Raw genomic sequence first — 16,892 nt, 5'->3', positions numbered from 1 at the left:
ACAGGAAGGTTTCAAGGATGAAACATAATGATAATCAAAACCTTAATACCACGCAGCGCCTGCTGAGTTATACCCTGTGCACATTGCTGGCAGGGCAACCGTTGCTGCCTGTACTGGCCGAGGGCATTAACGTAGCCGAAGGCAATACCCGAGTGGATCAGGCCGCCAATGGTGTGCCGGTGATCAATATTGCCACGCCGAACCAGGCCGGTATTTCGCATAACAAATACAACGATTTCAACGTTGGCAAAGAGGGGACGATCCTCAACAACGCCACTGGCCAGCTCAATCAGAGCCAGCTTGGCGGGCTGATCCAGAACAACCCCAACCTGCAGGCCGGCGGGGAAGCGCAGGGCATCATCAATGAGGTGGTGGCACCGAACCCCTCACAGCTGCGCGGTTACCTGGAGGTCGCGGGCAAGCAGGCCAGCGTGATGGTTGCCAACCCCTATGGCATCACCTGCGACGGCTGCGGCTTTATCAATACCCCCAACGCGACGCTGACGACCGGCAAGCCGGTGCTGGGTGCTGACGGCAAGCTGCAGGCGCTGGAAGTCACCCAAGGGGCAATCACCATTCAGGGTAACGGGCTGGACGCCGGCAAGAGCGAAAAATTTGCCTTGATCGCCCGCGCAACCGAGATTAACGCGCAACTGCACGCCAAGGACCTCAGCATCACGCTCGGGGCCAACCGGGTAGATGCTACCGGCAAGGCCACGGCGATTGCAGGCAGCGGCGACGCGCCCAAGGTGGCGATTGATACTGGTGCGCTTGGTGGCATGTACGCCAACCGCATCCACCTGGTCTCCAGTGAAAAAGGCGTTGGGGTCAACCTCGGCAACCTCAACGCGCGTGAGGGCGATATTCAATTGGATGCCAATGGGCAACTGCGGCTGAATAATACGCTGGCAGAGGGGAGCCTGAATGCTACGGCGGCAGGAATGACGCTGAGCGGCAACCATAAGGCCGCCCAGGCGATGAACCTGAACAGCCGGGGTGAACTGGCCCTGGACAAGGCCGTGTTGAACGCCAAAGGCGATATGCAGCTTAGCGCCGCAGGCAAATTGCAGGCGGGCAAAGCCAGTACTGACGGCAAACTGCAGTTGACCGCAGACACCCTGAGCAGCGCTAAAGACAGCAGCCTGACTGCCGAAGGCGACATCAATATGACGCTTAACGGTGACGGCGACTGGCAGGGCGTTCTGACCGCCGGGCGCGATCTGCACCTGCAAGCCAATAACCTCAGCAGCAGCGGCCAGCTGGCCGCCAACCGCGACAGCCACATTCAGACACAGGGCCTGGACAACAGCGGGCGGATACAGGCACAGGGCACGCAGACGCTGATCGGCGAACGGCTTGATAACCGAGGGCAGTTGCAAGCGGGCGGTGTTCAGCGGATTACGGCTAAAAGCGTCGGTAACCAAGGGGCCATCGGGGCCAGGCAGCAGCTTGAGCTGCGCGTGCGCGACAAGCTTAACGTGGCAGGTTCCCTGTCTGCAGATGGCCCCTTAACCGTACAGGCCGGGGAATTCTTGCTGGCGGGCCGCGCCAGCGGCAAACAGGGCATCACCCTCAACGGCGGCATACTGAGCACAGCTGCAGGCTCATCGCTGCTGAGTGATAGCGATATTGTCATTCAGGCTAATGACGTGCGGTTGGGCGGGCTGCTTTCCAGCGAACTCGCCCTGACGATGGACAGCCAGAATTTGTCGACTACCACAGGCGCCCGCACCCAGGCCAAACAGGGCATGGCGTTAAAAATTACGCAGGATGCGCAGTTGGCGGGCGTGTTTAACACCTTGGGGAATTTGAACTTTTCCGCTGCGACGGCCGATAACAGCGGCCAAATCAATGCACTTAACATTGACTGGCGCGGTGGTTCACTGCGCCAGCGAGGGCATCTGCAGGCCGATAATGGCTTCACGCTGAAGGTAAATCGGCTCGATCAACAAGGCGAACTGCTGGCCGGCAAACGGCTGACGGTGAATGGCACTACCTTGGTCAACAGTGGGCAGATCGGCGCCTCCGGGGTGGAGCTGAGCTTTAGTGAAAAGGTGGACAACCAGGGCAAGCTGGTGGCGGACAATACGCTGACGTTAAAGGCTCCAACGTTGAACAATACCGGCACCCTCGCGGCAAACAGCATGAAGCTCACGGCGCAAGACGTGGAGAACAGTGGGCTGATACAGGCCAAGGGGCTGGCGGAGATTACAGCGAAAGATCTGCAAAACCGCGTGGCAGGGCGAGTGCTGGCCGGGGGGGCGTTGGCGCTGCAGGGGGAACGGTTGAATAACGCCGGTAAGCTACAGGGACAGAACATTGATATCGGCGTACAAGGTTGGGCCAACACTGGCAGCACCCTGGGGGAAAATGGGCTGACGGCAACGGTTGAACAGACGTTGCACAACAGTGGGCAAGTGCTGAGCCAGGGGCCACTGAAACTGACGGCTGCTACGCTGAATAATGACGGCAAGGTATTGAGCGAAGGCGCATTACAGCTTTCGGCCGACAGCATCAGCAATCAGGGGGAAGCGCAGGGTGCGGCGACCACCGTCACGGCCAACACGGTGAACAACAGCGGCAATCTGATTGGTCTACGGCAGTTGGCGTTGCAGTTGCAAAAGGATCTGAACAACACAGTAAGCGGCAAGTTGCTCAGCGAAGGGGAATTGACGGTAGGGGCGGCGACCGTCGATAACGACGGAGTATGGCAGGGCGACAGCATTAGGCTGGCGGCTCAGCAGTTGGATCATAAAGGCGTGTTGCAGGCGGGCACGGGAGGGATCCATTTGGATCTCAGTGACAGCCTCAAGACGGAAACCAGCAGCAAGATCTTCTCCAGTGGGAAAATGGATCTGACGGCGCAGACCTTGAACAATCAGGGCCATGTACAGGCGGGCGAGTTGACGTTAAAAGCCGCTGAACTGACCAACACCGGCAGGCTGCAGGGGCAGAAAAATCTGGAGGCCAAGCTGAGCGGCATATTCCATAACCTGGCTGGTGGCACGGTGCGCAGCCTGGGAACCCTGCGGGTAGAGGCGGCAGAGCTAAACAACGCTGGGGATCTGCAGGGAGATGGCGGCAGCGTATTGCGGTTGGATCGCCAGTTGATCAACTCAGGCAAAATGATCGTCGGCGGCGCACTGGATCTTCAAGCGCCTTCGCTGAATAACCTCGGCTGGCTGCAGGCCAACAGCCTGACGCTCAGGGGCACCCGGTTGGATAACAGCGGCACATTGAGCGGTATCGGCGATACCCGGTTTACGCTCGATGTTCTGAATAATATGGGAACCCTGCAGGGCGGCAATTTAACGCTGCAGACAGGCAGCCTGGATAATACCGGCACGCTATTGGCGACAAGCCAGATGAGCGTTAACGCGCGGCAGATTGATAACCACCAGAACGGCAAGCTGTTCAGCGGTGGCGATGCGACATTGGTGAGCAGCCTGCTGAATCAGTACGGTCAACTGGTGGCGCTGGGCAATATTACGCTGACGTTAAAGGAAGCCTTCACCCAGAATGGCACCTTGGCGGCAGGTAAAAAGCTGACCCTGAGCAGCGACGGTGATGTTGTGCTGCTGGGTACCCTTCAGGGCCAGAGCATCGATGTGCGTAGCGCTGGCCAACTGACCCATGCCGGTACCCTGCGCGGCGGAAGCGGCGACGTGCGGATCGAAGCCGCCGGCATCACGCAAAACAGCACCGCCAGTCTGCAGTCGGGGGGCTGGGTACAGTTGCTGAGCCGTGGCGATATCAACAATAACGGGTTTATCGGTACCGCCGGCAATTTGCTGCTGAGCGCGGCTAACCATTTGCTCAACACCGGCATGTTGTACGGCGGTGGCGATGTGCAACTGTTGGCGGAACGTATCACTAACCAGCGTGGCGACGTCCTGGCGGGCAACAACCTGTGGATGCAAAAAGACGCGGCCGGCAATGCCAGCAGTGAGATCGTCAACACCTCCGGCACCATCGAGACCGAAAATGGCAATATTCAGATCAACACCGCGCATTTGCTCAATCAGCGTGATGGCTGGTCGGTGAGCACCGAAAAGCAGACGACGGCGAAAGATCCGCTGTGGAATGGTCAGACGCTGGTCAATATGAAACTGGGGGATTTGGCTGAAAGCGAGCTCGGTTATTACATCAAAACGGTGCGCACCGGCGGCAGCATGGGGCATGGCAACGGTTCCGTTGATGATTACTATTATTTAGCGCCTAAAGCGCCTGCCGTTGATAAAAAGATCCTGGTTGAATCATCCAGCGTAACCGTCACTGCGAACGGGGGCGCTGGGCGAATTGCCGCAGGAAAGGACATTGTCGGCACCATTACGCGTTTTGACAATATTGCCAGCGACATGCTGGCCAATGGTGATATTTCGCTGAGTGGCGGCTCGCTGAATAATGAGAGCACCCAGGCAGGAAGCCAGAATAAATACCTGAATTACCGTTATGACGGCGAAATCGCACAGTATGATTTCGACAAGCACCGCTCGTTGGCTGACTTCAAAAAGAGCGGCCATTACATCCGTGATAACGTCAATACCCCCATTCAGTACCGCTTAACCGGACAGCCAGAGTACCAGAACGAAAACACCGCTGTTTATCGCAGCGTGATCCAGGCCGGTGGTGCCGTTAACGTCCATTTTACCGACGATATCAGCAACAGCATGGTGACACCGAACGCCGGCAGCCTGAGCCATACCCTGGCTAGACCAACATTGGACAGCCTGCAGCAGCCGGAGGCTATCAGCGGTGTTCAACAGCAGGATCTGGCGGCGGATCAGAGCGTTGCCTTCGGTTCAGCGGAGTGGAAAGACAACCTGCAGGCGGCCCTGGGCTCGCTGGGGAATAACGCCGTAGCCTTGGCGGACTACCCACTGCCGGGCGGGGATAGCGGCCGTTTTGTCGTCAGCGCGGATCCCAATAGCCCATACCTGATCACCACCAACCCGAAACTGGACGGCCTGGGGCAGTTGGATAACAGCCTGTTCAACGATCTCTACGCCATGCTGGGCCAACAGCCGGGTGCCGCTCCGCGTGAAAACGACCGCCGTTTTACCGATGAAAAACAGTTTATCGGTTCGGCCTACTTCCTCGATCGACTGCGACTTAATCCGGACTACGACTATCGGTTCCTGGGGGATGCGGCGTTCGATACCCGCTATATCAGCAACGCCATGCTCAGCCAGACCGGCAAGCGCTATCTCAACGGTATCGGCTCCGATTTGGCGCAGATGCAGCAGTTGATCGACAACGCCGCACAAGTGCAGAGCGGCCTGAACTTGCAGTTTGGCGTTAGCCTGACGCCGGGCCAGGTTGCGCAGTTGGATAAAAGCATCGTCTGGTGGGAGAAGGTAACGATTAACGGCCAGACGGTGTTGGCGCCAAAACTCTATTTGGCCAAAGGTGACGCAGCCCAGCTCAATGGCAGCGTGATCACCGGCAATATCGTTAACCTGAACGGCGGCAGTATTCGTAATGACGGCAGCTCGCTACAAGGTGGTGAACGGCTCAACGTTAATAGTAAAACGGGTATCAGCAACCTTAACCAGGGGCTGTTCGACGCCGACGGCAATTTGCAGCTCAGCGCCATTGGCGATATCAGCAATATCGGCTCGACCATCAGCGGCAAGCGGGTCGTGATTGAAAGTCTGGATGGCAGCATTATCAATAAAACTCAGGCTCGCCAGTGGGATGCCACAGGGACTCAGGGCGGCCAGACGTTGTCGCTGTCGCGTACCGAAGTTGGCGATACTGCTGTCATTAGCGCAGAAGATGCGTTGATCATGCGTGCCGACAAAAATATCGATGTTATCGGCGCGAGGATCGCCTCTGATGGCACGATGAATCTGCAGGCGACGGGTGATATCAACCTGCTTGTCAATCACACGGAATCCATTGATAAAACCAGTAATAGCGAGCGCATCAGCAGCGGTGCCGATCGCAGCATCATCACCAGTAGTGGGAATATGACGCTACATGCCGAGCATGATTTGAACTCGCAGGCGGCGGTGTTGGTGGGTGACGGCGACATCCTTCTGAGTGGCAAGCGAGACGTAAATCTTAACAGCGTGGAAAACCGGGAGTATCAGGCAAGCCACGGCGGCGGCCAGCTGCGGGTGAAGGAGTCCATACGCCAACAGGGCACCGAAATCGCCGGCGGCAGTTTGCGCGTTGATGCTGGCCAGGATGCCATCTTCGAGGGTACTCAGGCACAGGTAAGTGGAGATTTGGTGGTTAACGCCGACCGTAATATCGTGGTGGACAGCGTAACTGAAAGTGACTACAGCTTCTTCGAAGAGACTAAGGTCAAGAAAGGGTTTATGTCCAAAACCACCACCCATACGGTGGAGGAGGACTACGCGACCCATGAGAAAGGAGCGGTACTAAGTGGCGACAACGTTTTACTCAACGCCGGTAACGACCTGACAGTACGGGGTTCGACGATAGTGGGTGACGGCCAGGTCACATTAAAGGCCGATAATACCATCGATATTTTTGCCGCCACCGAGGAGCAATCCCTTTACCGGCTGAACGAGAAAAAAACCAGCGGCGTGTTCAGCGGTGGCGGCATCGGCGTGACCATCGGCAGTAAATCTTCTCGTCATCAATTGAACGAAGATGGTACTACCCAAAGCCAGAGCGTCAGCACCATAGGTTCGACCGGCGGCAGCGTGGATATCGAAGCGCGCGGCAAGGTGCATATCAGTGGCGCAGATGTGATTGCGGATAAGAATCTGTCGGTGACGGGGGATAGCGTCCATATCGACCCGGGTAAGGATATTCGTCGTCGTGACGAAGCCTTCGAACAGAAACAGAGTGGCCTGAGTCTGGCGCTGTCCGGTACGGTGGGCAGTGCGATTAATAGTGCGGTGACAACGGCCCAACAGGCAAAGCAGGAGACCGATGGTCGACTGGCTGCCTTACAGGGGGTCAAAGCGGCATTATTCGGCGTGCAGGCCGCTCAGGCGGGTCGACTGGCAAAAGTCGGCGATACCGATACTGAAGAAGGCAGCATGGTGGGGATCAGTATTTCTCTTGGCGGCCAGAAATCGTCGTCGAAACAGCATCAGGAACAAACGAGCATCGCCGGTTCAACATTGAGTGCCGGTAATAATATGCAGGTGACTGCAACCGGCAAGGGCAATACTGCTGACAGCGGTGACATTGTCGTTGTCGGCGGTCAGTTTAAAGTGGCGGGCAACACCACCGTGGTCGCCGAGCGTGACATCTTGCTGTTGGGCGCAGCCAATACTCAGAAGACCGAAGGAAGTAACAAGAGCAGCGGCGGCAATATCGGCGTCAGCATTGGCGTGGGAAAACAGACGGGATTGAGCGTCTTCGCCAATGCCAACAAAAGCCAGGGCAGTGAGCATGGTGATGGAACGTTTTGGACTCAGGCGAAGATAGACACCGTTGGCGTGCTGTCACTGCGCAGTACCCGGAATACTCTTTTGTCAGGGGCACAAATCAGTGGCGAAAGGGTGGCGGTGGATACCGGCGGTAACCTGATAATGCAAAGCCAGCAGGATAGCGACAACTATGACGCCAAACAAAGCAGCGTCAGTGGTGGTGTCAGTGTGGCTATCATCGGTGCTGGCGGCTCGGGGAGTCTGAGTATGAGCCATGACAAATTGCACAGCAATTATAACAGCGTGCAGGAGCAAACCGGTATATTTGCCGGCAAGGGCGGCTATGATATTAAGGTTAACCAGCATACGCAGTTGGACGGTGCGGTCATCGCCAGTACTGCCGCGCCAGAGAAAAACCGTCTTGATACCGGCACCCTGGGCTTCAGTGATATCCATAATCAGGCGGATTTCAAGGCCGAGCATCAAGGGGGCAGCATCAGCAGCGGCGGCCCGGTGGGGTCAGATCTGCTGACCAATCTGGCGGGCGCGGCCCTTTCCGGCGCGGGCAATAGAGGGCATGCAGAAGGCACGACCAAGGCTGCGGTGTCGGGCGGTAGCGTGGTTATTCGCGATCGGGCCAACCAGCAGCAAGATGTGAATGCGTTGAGCCGGGATACGGATAACGCCAATGGCAGTATCGGGGCGATCTTCGACAAGGAGAAAGAGCAGAACCGGCTGAAGCAGGCGCAGCTGCTCGGCGAAATCGCCGGGCAAACGATGGATATTGTCCGCACCCAGGGTGATATCAATGGCTTGCAGAAGGCAAAGGACAAGCATCCGGGGCTGGATGCGACAGCGTTGCGTAAAACGCCGGAATATCAGGCCGAGATGCAGAAATACGGCACCGGCAGCGATATGCAACGGGCCGCGCAGGCGGTAACGGGCGCGCTGCAGGCGTTGGCGGGGAACAATCTGGCCGGCGCTTTGGCGAGCGGAGCGGCACCGTATCTGGCGAGAGAAATCAAGGCGCGGGTCGGTGAAAATAACGTGGCAGCGAACGCAATGGCGCATGCGTTATTGGGGGCGATAACTGCGCAACTGAACAACCAGTCTGCGGTAGCCGGTGCGGTGGGTGCGGGCGGTGGCGAACTGGCCGCGCGGGTGATAACAGAGATAAGGTTCCCGGGCCGTGACATAAACAGTCTGTCAGAAGGTGAGAAGCAGGAGGTCAGTGCTTTGAGCCAACTGGCCGCAGGACTGGCAGGGGGGATAGCTTCAGACAGTACGGCAGGGGCGGTAGCGGCTTCGCAGGCCGGTAAGAATGCGGTGGAGAATAACTTGCTGGGTGGTAACGAAGAGACCCAAACCAAGTTTGTGCAGCAGCACGGCAAGAATATCGCGTCTTGCAGCACTGACCCAAGCTCAGCGTCCTGCCAGAAAGGGCTGGCGATGAACGATGCGCTGATGGTGGCGCTTCCGGCGGGTCTTGGTGGTGGTTTACTGGCAGCGGCCACGCCTGAAATAGCAGCGGCAGCGAAAGCAGCGATACAGGCTTGTGCGGGTAATGTGGTGCTGTGCCTGAATAATGCCGGTATCCAGATGTCGGAAGCCATCGTACCGGGCGGTGTTGGGGCCGGTGGTGCGGTAGGTATCGGTAAGACAGCGGCAGAGGCAACGGCTGCGAAAGCTGCGGCGGCTAATGCTGCTAAGAATGGAAGCATAGGAAAGGGAACATCAACGAGTTCTGGTGCGGAAAACATCGCAACCTATCCTAAGTTGAAAGATGAACTGTTACAGCAAAACCTGAATAATATTGCGAAGCAGGATCCGAGGCTAGCAGAAGCTGTTAAAGGTAGCGGTACAACAAACCCTAACTTCTCTGTTGGGGCGGGATCCGTATCTGAAGCGGACAGGTTAGGTAAAATCTGGGTTGGTGATGGTGGGAAACTAGTTGATAATCAAGCGAAATGTCCAGGTTGTTGGATTAGTGCTGATAGTACTCGTTTATATCGACCACCGACTGCTAAGAAAAGCCAGTTTGCCACTACTGGTGTCCAGGCCAACTTCCAGCAGTTTGATAAATCAGGAGCGATGATCAGTAATGGTCATCTTAATGTGACCAAATGAAAGCCGATCTAAAAGCCCTATGGTCTGATCACTTATTATTGGAAGATTATCAGCCTCCTGAATACGATAATTTCTCCTTATGGATAGAATTATCGATAGGTACTTATGGTGAGGAGGAAGCCGACCTCTTCCGATTAAGAATATGCACCCCTGAATGGCTCTGTAAACATCATTGGGTGCCTGAGCTGATGCGTCATACCCTATTGGTTCGCAAGTATGATCTTGATGAGATCACCAAGACCATTACAGATTATATCGATCAGTGCGACGGCAAAGACTGGATGGAGATAGCGCAAAAGCTCTCTCGCGTCTTTGCTTGGGAATATGAAGATTACCAACCTTAAACGACAATCCCGGCCAACTGGCCGGGATTTTTACATCTATACCCTAAAAACTTCGTCCTCCCGCCGCTGCAACCGAATAACACCGGCTGCGGCGGTGAGCTCCAGTTGCCCGGCTTGTTAACCGTTTATTAAATCTTCACGTCCCCAATCCTCTCTAGAGCATCCACCACCAAACCCCAGAATTTATCCTGATCCAGCGTTACTGCTACCTGCGTATGGCAGTCGGGCGGTGGTGCTGTGCGGAAATCGGCTACCGTCATGCCCAGTGTCAGGGTGCCGGTGAGTTCGATATCTACCGGGACTTTTCGCACCGTCATCACATCGGGGGCAATAACGTAAGCCACCGCACAGGGATCGTGCACCGGCGGTGCACTGAACCCCTGCGCCTGCTGGTACATTTTGCCAAAGAACTCGAGCAATTCGCCGACAAACCTGGCTGGTCCGGTGTGGATGGCGGCAATCCGTGCACACACCTCTGGGGTGGCGAGCGCCTGATGGGTCAGATCCAGCCCGACCATGGTCAGCGGCCATTTCTCATTAAAAACGATGTGCGCGGCTTCCGGATCAATCTTGATATTGAATTCCGCTACCGCACTCCAGTTACCCACGTGGTAGCCACCCCCCATCAGCACCACTTCCTTCACCCGTTCGGCAATCCGTGGTTCTTTACGAACTGCCATGGCGATATTGGTCAGGCCGCCGGTGGGGACCAGCGTCACGCTGCCTGGCGGATGGGCCATGATGGTGTCGATAATCAAATCTACCGCGTGTCGCGTTTCCAGCGTCAGCGTTGGCTCAGGTAAAACCGGGCCGTCCAGGCCTGACTCGCCGTGAATATCGGGCGCAACCTCGATTTGCCGCACCAGCGGCCGTGGGCAGCCGGCGGCGAAGGGCACGCCGGTGATATTGGCGATACGTGCAACAGCCAGCGCGTTGCGGGTCACCTTATCCAGCGTTTGGTTGCCCACCACGGTGGTGACGGCCAGCAGCTCGATCTGCGGATTGCCCCAGGCCAGCAGCATGGCGATAGCATCGTCATGCCCCGGATCGCAGTCCAGTATGATTTTTTTCATTTTTATTCCTGATGCAGGGAGAGGTCTCCGCAGCATAGCGCACCGGCAGCAGGCCAGGTAATGACAGATGATGCTTTTTGCTAGCCACATCAAAGCGTTGCTGATCTTAGGATGTAATTAAACGTAAATCCTTCTCGCAGCGCTTTACCCTGGAGTTTACTCCAGGGTTTACATTGAGTCCTGGCGTACAGCAGAGAGGTGAAGAGCGATGAGCATGTTGAAAAAGCTTTTGGGACAAGGTGGCTTTGGTGGTGGCCACTCACGTTCGCGGCACGGGGGCGGACACCATGGTAACCGTTATAACCAGCATGGCGATCAGGGCCCGCAGTGCCTGCAATGTCAGGTGCCTAACCGGCCCGGTGCCCGTTACTGCCACCGCTGCGGCCAACCTTTCGAAACGGAGTCAGCGTCCTGCCGCGGGTGTTCGGTGCCGCTGCCGCCGGGGAGCCGTTTCTGCCAGCAGTGTGGTACGGCGGTCAGCGGAGGGCAACCATGACCAAATCAGGATGGAGTCTGGTCGTCCTGTTGGCGGCCATGACGTTATGGACGCTGCTGGCCTGGGGAGCTTCCGGCGTGTTGGCCTGGCTGCCGTCGTTGACGGGGCTGGCACAAAGGGGTTCTGCGGAGCTGGCGCCCCCGTTGGCGGGGTTGCTTAGCCTGGTGCCGCAGGCGCTGTTGGAAAGCTGGTTACCGTTGTTGCAGCAACTGGGGGATTGGCTGACGAGTTATTTCCCGCAGTTGATCACCTGGGCTGGGTATCTTGTCTGGCTGGTTTGGGGGCTGGGCATGCTGGCCTTGTTGTTGCTTGGCGCGTTGGCACGCCGTATTTTGCTCAGCGATACTCCTGATAAACTTCCGCCACGCGCTTGAAGTAATCGCTCAGGTAGTTGATGCACACCTGCACCTTCAGCGGCAGCTTATCTTTCTCGGTGTACACCGCGTACACCGGGCGAGGATCCGCATGATAGCTTTTAAACAGGATCTCGATCTCACCACGTTTGATCTCTTCGATCACCCACATCAGCGGCGCATAGGCGATGCCGGCTCCGGCTTTCAGCCAGCGGATCATGGTCTGTGAATCATTGGTGATAAAACGTCCCTGCGGCGCAATACGCGTGCTTATGCCTTCGGGGGCGATCAGTTCGAATTCGCTATCCGGCCGCACGCTGTATTCCAGCCAGGAAAAGTTGACCATGTCGCTGGGCTTCTGCGGCGTACCGTGCTGGCTGAGATAGCTTTTGGCGGCGCAGACCACCATCGGCATGGATCCCAGACGTTTGGAGAACAGGCTGGAGTCCTGAAGCGCACCGGTACGGATCACCACGTCCAGCCCGTCAGCAATCAGGTCCGGCGCCGGAATACCGGTCACCAGGTTCACCGTCAGGCCAGGATATTCCTTCAACATATCGGCAGTCATGGTCGCCAGCACGTTTTGCGCCATGGTGGACGAGCTGCCAATGCGCAGCGTGCCGGTCGGGGTATTGTTAAACGCGTACAGCTGTTCGTGCACCTCGCTCACTTCCAACAACATGCGACGACAACCCTGGTAATAGATTTTTCCGGCTTCCGTCAGGCCAATGCTGCGGGTGCTGCGGTTAAGCAGTTTAACCTGCAGCTCATTCTCCAGTTTGGAGACGGTCTGGCTGATAGACGAAACGCTCATATCGAGTTGGCGCGCCGCCGCAGTAAATGACCCGCATTCAACCACTTTGGCGAATACCGACATCCGTTTTAATCGTTCCATTATTCACTCTGGCTTAAAAGTGATTTAGATCACAGATTGTTGATGAGTTGATAGTAAGCACGCTAATATAACGGGGTCGGGTGGAAAGACCTTATCAACGCGCGAGTGCGATCGGCGCCGACGTCGTGGCCGATCCCTCCGGTATCCTCGCATTCCCTATCGCGGATGTACGTTCCAGAGTTTACCTTTTTTTCAGGTTCGTGGCCTGGACAACCTGTCTGGGGCGGAATTTGTGGTGCGTGTCGGCTAAAATGTAAAGAGAATGTGAATGAAATATACCCTATAGCTTTCAAGTTGCAGCTAGGCGACCAGCTCGCTCACCCCAGGCGCTTACTTTTGTAAGTAACTGGGGTGAGCGAGTGCAGATAACAGCGCTGCAACTTGAAAGATGACGGGTATAAAGGGTTACGCCCGGTGCAGTGAGTAATAAGGAAAAATTGATGAGTTTGCTTCCGGTTATGGTCATTTTCGGACTGTCGTTCCCCCCGGTATTTTTTGAGTTGCTGGTCTCGCTGGCGCTGTTTTTCTTGCTGCGCCGCCTGCTGCAGCCTACCGGGATCTACGATTTTGTCTGGCATCCAGCGCTGTTCAATACCGCGCTGTACTGCTGTTTGTTCTATCTGATTTCATGTCTTTTCGTTTGAGGTCGCTGTGAAAAATTTTTCAATAAAAATAACCCGAATCGCGATCACTCTGATTCTGGTCCTGCTGGGGATCGTCGCCGTATTCAAAGCCTGGGTGTTTTACACCGAGTCCCCCTGGACGCGTGATGCCAAGTTTACTGCCGACGTGGTGGCGATAGCGCCGGACGTTACCGGGCTGCTGACCGACGTGCCGCTGGTGGATAACCAGTTGGTCAAGAAAGGGCAGGTGCTGTTGGTGATCGACCAGCCGCGCTACCAGCAGGCTCTGGCGGAAGCTAACGCCGACGTGGCCTACTACCAGACCTTGGCAGCGGAAAAAAGAAGGGAGGCGGGCCGTCGTGTTCGCTTGGGCGTGCAGGCGATGTCGCAGGAAGAAATAGACCAGGCGAATAACGTTCTGCAAACCGTAGAACATCAGTTGGCGAAGGCTGTAGCGACGCGTGAACTGGCGAAGCTGGACCTGGAACGTACCACGGTGCGCGCACCGGCCGATGGCTGGATCACAAACCTGAACGTGCATGCCGGTGAGTACATTACCCGCGGTTCAGTCGCTGTGGCGCTGGTGAAGAAAAACAGTTTCTATATTTTGGCCTATCTGGAAGAAACCAAGCTGCATGGTCTGAACAAAGGCGATCGTGCGGAAATTACCCCGTTGGGCAGTAACCGTATCATGCATGGCACCGTCGACAGCGTGGCTGCCGCCGTCAATAACAGCAGCAGCACCGTGAACAGCAAAGGGCTGGCGTCGATCGACAGCAACCTGGAGTGGGTGCGCCTGGCACAGCGCGTGCCGGTGAAAATTCTGCTGGATGACAAAGACCAATTGCATCCGTACCCGGCAGGTACCACGGCTACCGTGGTGATCACCGGCAAGAACGATCGCGCTACCGACAGCGGCTCGCCTTTTGTGCGTTTGATGCATCGGCTGCGTGAGTTCGGTTAATGAATAACCCAACCTTTATCAGGCTGAGATTTGCCTTCAAGCTCAGCTTTGCCATTGTGTTTGCCCTGTTTGTCGGCTTCCACCTCAATCTGGAAACGCCACGTTGGTCGGCGATGACCGCCGCCATCGTGGCCGCCGGCCCGGCCTTTGCCGCCGGTGGCGAACCCTTCTCCGGCGCTATCCGCCACCGCGGCTGGCTGCGTATCATCGGTACCTTTATCGGGTGTTTCGTCGGTCTGGCGATTATCGTCACTACGGCGCGTGCGCCCGTTGTGATGCTGTTGTTGTGCTGTATCTGGGCCGGTTTTTGTACCTGGTTGTCCTCGCTGATTAAAGTCGAGAATTCTTACGCCTGGGGGTTGGCCGGTTATACCGCGCTGATCATTATCGTGACGGTCGCCACCAGCGAATCCCACCTGCTGGAAGCGCCGCAGTTCGCCATTGAGCGCTGCAGCGAGATCGTGCTGGGGATCGTCAGCGCAGTGCTGGCGGATCTGTTGTTCTCGCCGCGATCGATCAAGCAGGATATCGATCGCGCGGTGGATCAACTGTTGGTGGATCAGTACCGCTTGATGCAGATGTGCATCAGCGATGCCGAGAAAGAAGACATTGACCGCGCCTGGAGCAACCTGGTGAAAAGCACCACTGCGCTGAACGGCATGCGCAGCAACCTGATGATGGAGTCTTCACGCTGGCAAAAGGTGAACCGTCGTGTTCAGGCGTTGCATACGCTGTCGCTGACGCTGATTACCCAGGCCTGCGAGACGTATTTAATCCTGCTGAATCATCCGGATGCGGTGAAAGAGAATATTCGCGAACTGCTGATGGTGCCGGCGGATACCCCGCAGGAAATTCACAAGCGCATGAAGCTGTTGCGCCAGGTGCTGACCACCAACCGCACCGACGAAACCTTGCTGACCATCAGCAGTTGGGTCGGGGCGGCCACGCGTTATCTGTTATTGGCTAAAGGCGTGCACACCAACAGCAGCATCAGTGCGGTGGAAGAAAGTGTGCTGAGCAGTGAGGTGGTGATCAAACCGACGTCGGCGGAAGGTCATCACGCGATGATCAACGGTCTGCGTACCTTTGTGGCGACGACCTTCGGCAGCCTGTTGTGGCTGTGGACCGGTTGGACCTCCGGCAGCGGTTTTATGGTGATCATTGCGGTGATCACCTCGCTGGCGATGCGTACCCCCGCGCCGCGTATGGTCGCAATGGATTTTGTGCTGGGCATGCTGGCGGCAATCCCGGTCGGTTCGCTGTTCTTTATGGTGATCCTGCCGGCGACCCAGCAAAGCATTTTGCTGCTGTGTCTCAGCCTGGGGCTGCTGGCGTTTTTCATCGGTATCGAAGTGCAGAAAAGGCGGCTGGGTTCGCTTGGTCTGCTGGCGGGGACCATCAACATTTTGGTGTTGAGTAACCCGATGGAATTCAACGTCACTCAGTTTCTCGACGGTGCGCTTGGCCAGTTCCTCGGTAGCTGCGTGGGGTTGATGGTGCTGTTGCTGATCCGCGATAATTCACGTGAGCGCACCGGCCGCACGCTGCTGAACCAGTTTGTCAGCAGCGCAGTATCGGCACTGACCACCAAGGCGTCGCGCCGTCGGCAAAACCATCTGCCGGCGCTGTATCAGCAGCTTAACCAACTGCTGATGATGTTCCCGAACGACATTGCCAAATACCGGCTGGCGTTGAACCTGATCATTGCTCATCAGCGCATGCAGCGGGCGGAGATCCCGGTTAGCGAGGAACTTTCGGCGTTCCACAAGCAGATTCGCAACACTGCCGATCATGTGGTTTCGGCCAAGAACGACGTGAAGCGCGCTTACTATTACGATCGGCTGCTGGACGAAATGAATGACTATCAGCAAAAGCTGGTGGATTATCACGCACCGCTCAGCGTTACCGATCCGGTAAAACGCCTGGCCGGCATGCTGCATCGCTACCGCCACGCGTTGATCGACTGATACGCCAAACGCCCCTGCCGGGGCTATACTTGCCTGATAGAGGCCTGTTTCAGAGTTGCACTGAGTGCCAGACGCGCTGCACAATGGCATGATTAGCTTGAATGGGTGTTGCAGGTTGTGGGGCGTGGTTTCCCTGAAGTGAAAACGTTACATACCAGTCATCTCTGCTTCATCCTCTTCATCTATAAATCCAACTAGCATGGGTGCCGGTGCACCCTTGTCGGCCATAATTCAGGGACAGCAATGAATAAGCGGATCCTCGTGGCGGTAGTTATCGCCATTGTGATAGCCGGTTTTAGCGCACTGCGTGGTAACGATCGGGCGATTACCAACGTACCGGCGGTGGCCGAAGGCCAGAGTATTGACCAACTGACGCAGCAGAAAAGGGTGGTGAGCTACCTGCAGCAGCATCAGCGGCTGCCGGACTATTACATCACCAAAAAACAGGCGCGCGAGCAGGGATGGGATGCACGTAACGGCAACCTGTGTTCGGTGCTGCCGGGCAAGGCAATTGGTGGCGACCGTTTCTCAAACCGTGAAGGACAACTGCCTGCGGCCCGCAGCCGGGTATGGCGCGAGGCGGATATCAATTACCAATGCGGCCGGCGTGGTGCCGATCGCCTGCTGTATTCCAGTGATGGCCTGATTTTTGTCACGCGTGACCATTATAAAAACTTCATTCGGGTGGAGTGAGC

10 protein-coding genes are annotated in these 16,892 nt (G+C 56.6%); 8 read left to right on the top strand and 2 right to left on the bottom strand.

Annotated elements, in window-relative coordinates; all coding sequences use genetic code 11:
* Positions 1-17: 17 nt before the first annotated feature.
* Both H0S68_RS22005 and H0S68_RS22000 read left to right on the top strand, forming a co-directional pair.
* The gene (locus H0S68_RS22005; protein WP_410529020.1) at positions 18-9,482 is read left to right on the top strand and encodes a hemagglutinin repeat-containing protein; all 9,465 of its coding nucleotides are present in this window, start codon (positions 18-20) and stop codon (positions 9,480-9,482) included.
* On the top strand, positions 9,479-9,826 hold the full coding sequence (locus tag H0S68_RS22000; RefSeq protein WP_217331608.1) for an immunity 8 family protein: 348 nt from the start codon (positions 9,479-9,481) through the stop codon (positions 9,824-9,826). Before H0S68_RS22005 ends, H0S68_RS22000 begins: the two co-directional genes overlap by 4 nt.
* A gap of 128 nt (positions 9,827-9,954) precedes the next feature.
* Here H0S68_RS22000 and H0S68_RS21995 read toward each other — a convergent pair whose 3' ends face one another.
* Positions 9,955-10,899, bottom strand: coding sequence for a nucleoside hydrolase (locus tag H0S68_RS21995; RefSeq protein ID WP_116691080.1), 945 nt, complete (start codon positions 10,897-10,899; stop codon positions 9,955-9,957).
* A gap of 214 nt (positions 10,900-11,113) precedes the next feature.
* On the opposite strand from H0S68_RS21995, the gene H0S68_RS21990 reads away from it, so the two are divergent.
* Together H0S68_RS21990 and H0S68_RS21985 are read left to right on the top strand one after the other, a co-directional pair.
* The gene (locus tag H0S68_RS21990) at positions 11,114-11,395 is read left to right on the top strand and encodes a zinc ribbon domain-containing protein (RefSeq protein ID WP_410529019.1); all 282 of its coding nucleotides are present in this window, start codon (positions 11,114-11,116) and stop codon (positions 11,393-11,395) included.
* Positions 11,392-11,769 carry a hypothetical protein gene (locus tag H0S68_RS21985; protein ID WP_128864525.1) on the top strand — a complete coding sequence of 126 codons (378 nt, stop codon included), beginning with the start codon at positions 11,392-11,394 and terminating at the stop codon, positions 11,767-11,769. The genes H0S68_RS21990 and H0S68_RS21985 overlap by 4 nt, the downstream gene beginning before the upstream one ends.
* On the opposite strand, the gene aaeR is transcribed toward H0S68_RS21985, so the two are convergent.
* A complete protein-coding gene (gene aaeR / locus H0S68_RS21980; protein ID WP_041415021.1) occupies positions 11,732-12,643 on the bottom strand; it encodes an HTH-type transcriptional activator AaeR in 912 nt (303 codons plus the stop codon). The genes H0S68_RS21985 and aaeR overlap by 38 nt on opposite strands.
* Positions 12,644-13,083: 440 nt before the next feature.
* Here aaeR and aaeX point away from each other — a divergent pair, with 440 nt between their 5' ends.
* The 4 genes from aaeX to H0S68_RS21960 all read left to right on the top strand — a co-directional run bounded on the left by aaeX (position 13,084) and on the right by H0S68_RS21960 (position 16,890).
* Positions 13,084-13,287, top strand: a complete 204-nt coding sequence (gene aaeX, locus H0S68_RS21975; protein ID WP_004936952.1) for a p-hydroxybenzoic acid efflux pump operon protein AaeX — start codon at positions 13,084-13,086, stop codon at positions 13,285-13,287.
* Positions 13,288-13,294: 7 nt separating this feature from the next.
* A complete protein-coding gene (gene aaeA / locus H0S68_RS21970; RefSeq protein WP_020831905.1) occupies positions 13,295-14,230 on the top strand; it encodes a p-hydroxybenzoic acid efflux pump subunit AaeA in 936 nt (311 codons plus the stop codon).
* Positions 14,230-16,197: a p-hydroxybenzoic acid efflux pump subunit AaeB gene (gene aaeB / locus H0S68_RS21965; RefSeq protein ID WP_020831904.1), complete on the top strand. Its 1,968-nt coding sequence runs from the start codon at positions 14,230-14,232 to the stop codon at positions 16,195-16,197. The genes aaeA and aaeB overlap by 1 nt, the downstream gene beginning before the upstream one ends.
* A gap of 243 nt (positions 16,198-16,440) precedes the next feature.
* A complete protein-coding gene (locus H0S68_RS21960) occupies positions 16,441-16,890 on the top strand; it encodes a ribonuclease (RefSeq protein WP_020831903.1) in 450 nt (149 codons plus the stop codon).
* Positions 16,891-16,892 lie beyond the last annotated feature (2 nt).

It is taken from the genome of Serratia sp. AXJ-M (assembly GCF_046531865.1).
GTDB lineage: Bacteria > Pseudomonadota > Gammaproteobacteria > Enterobacterales > Enterobacteriaceae > Serratia > Serratia liquefaciens.
The sequence above is the reverse complement of the archived record's forward strand: the minus strand, read 5'-3'. Positions and strand labels throughout refer to the sequence as shown.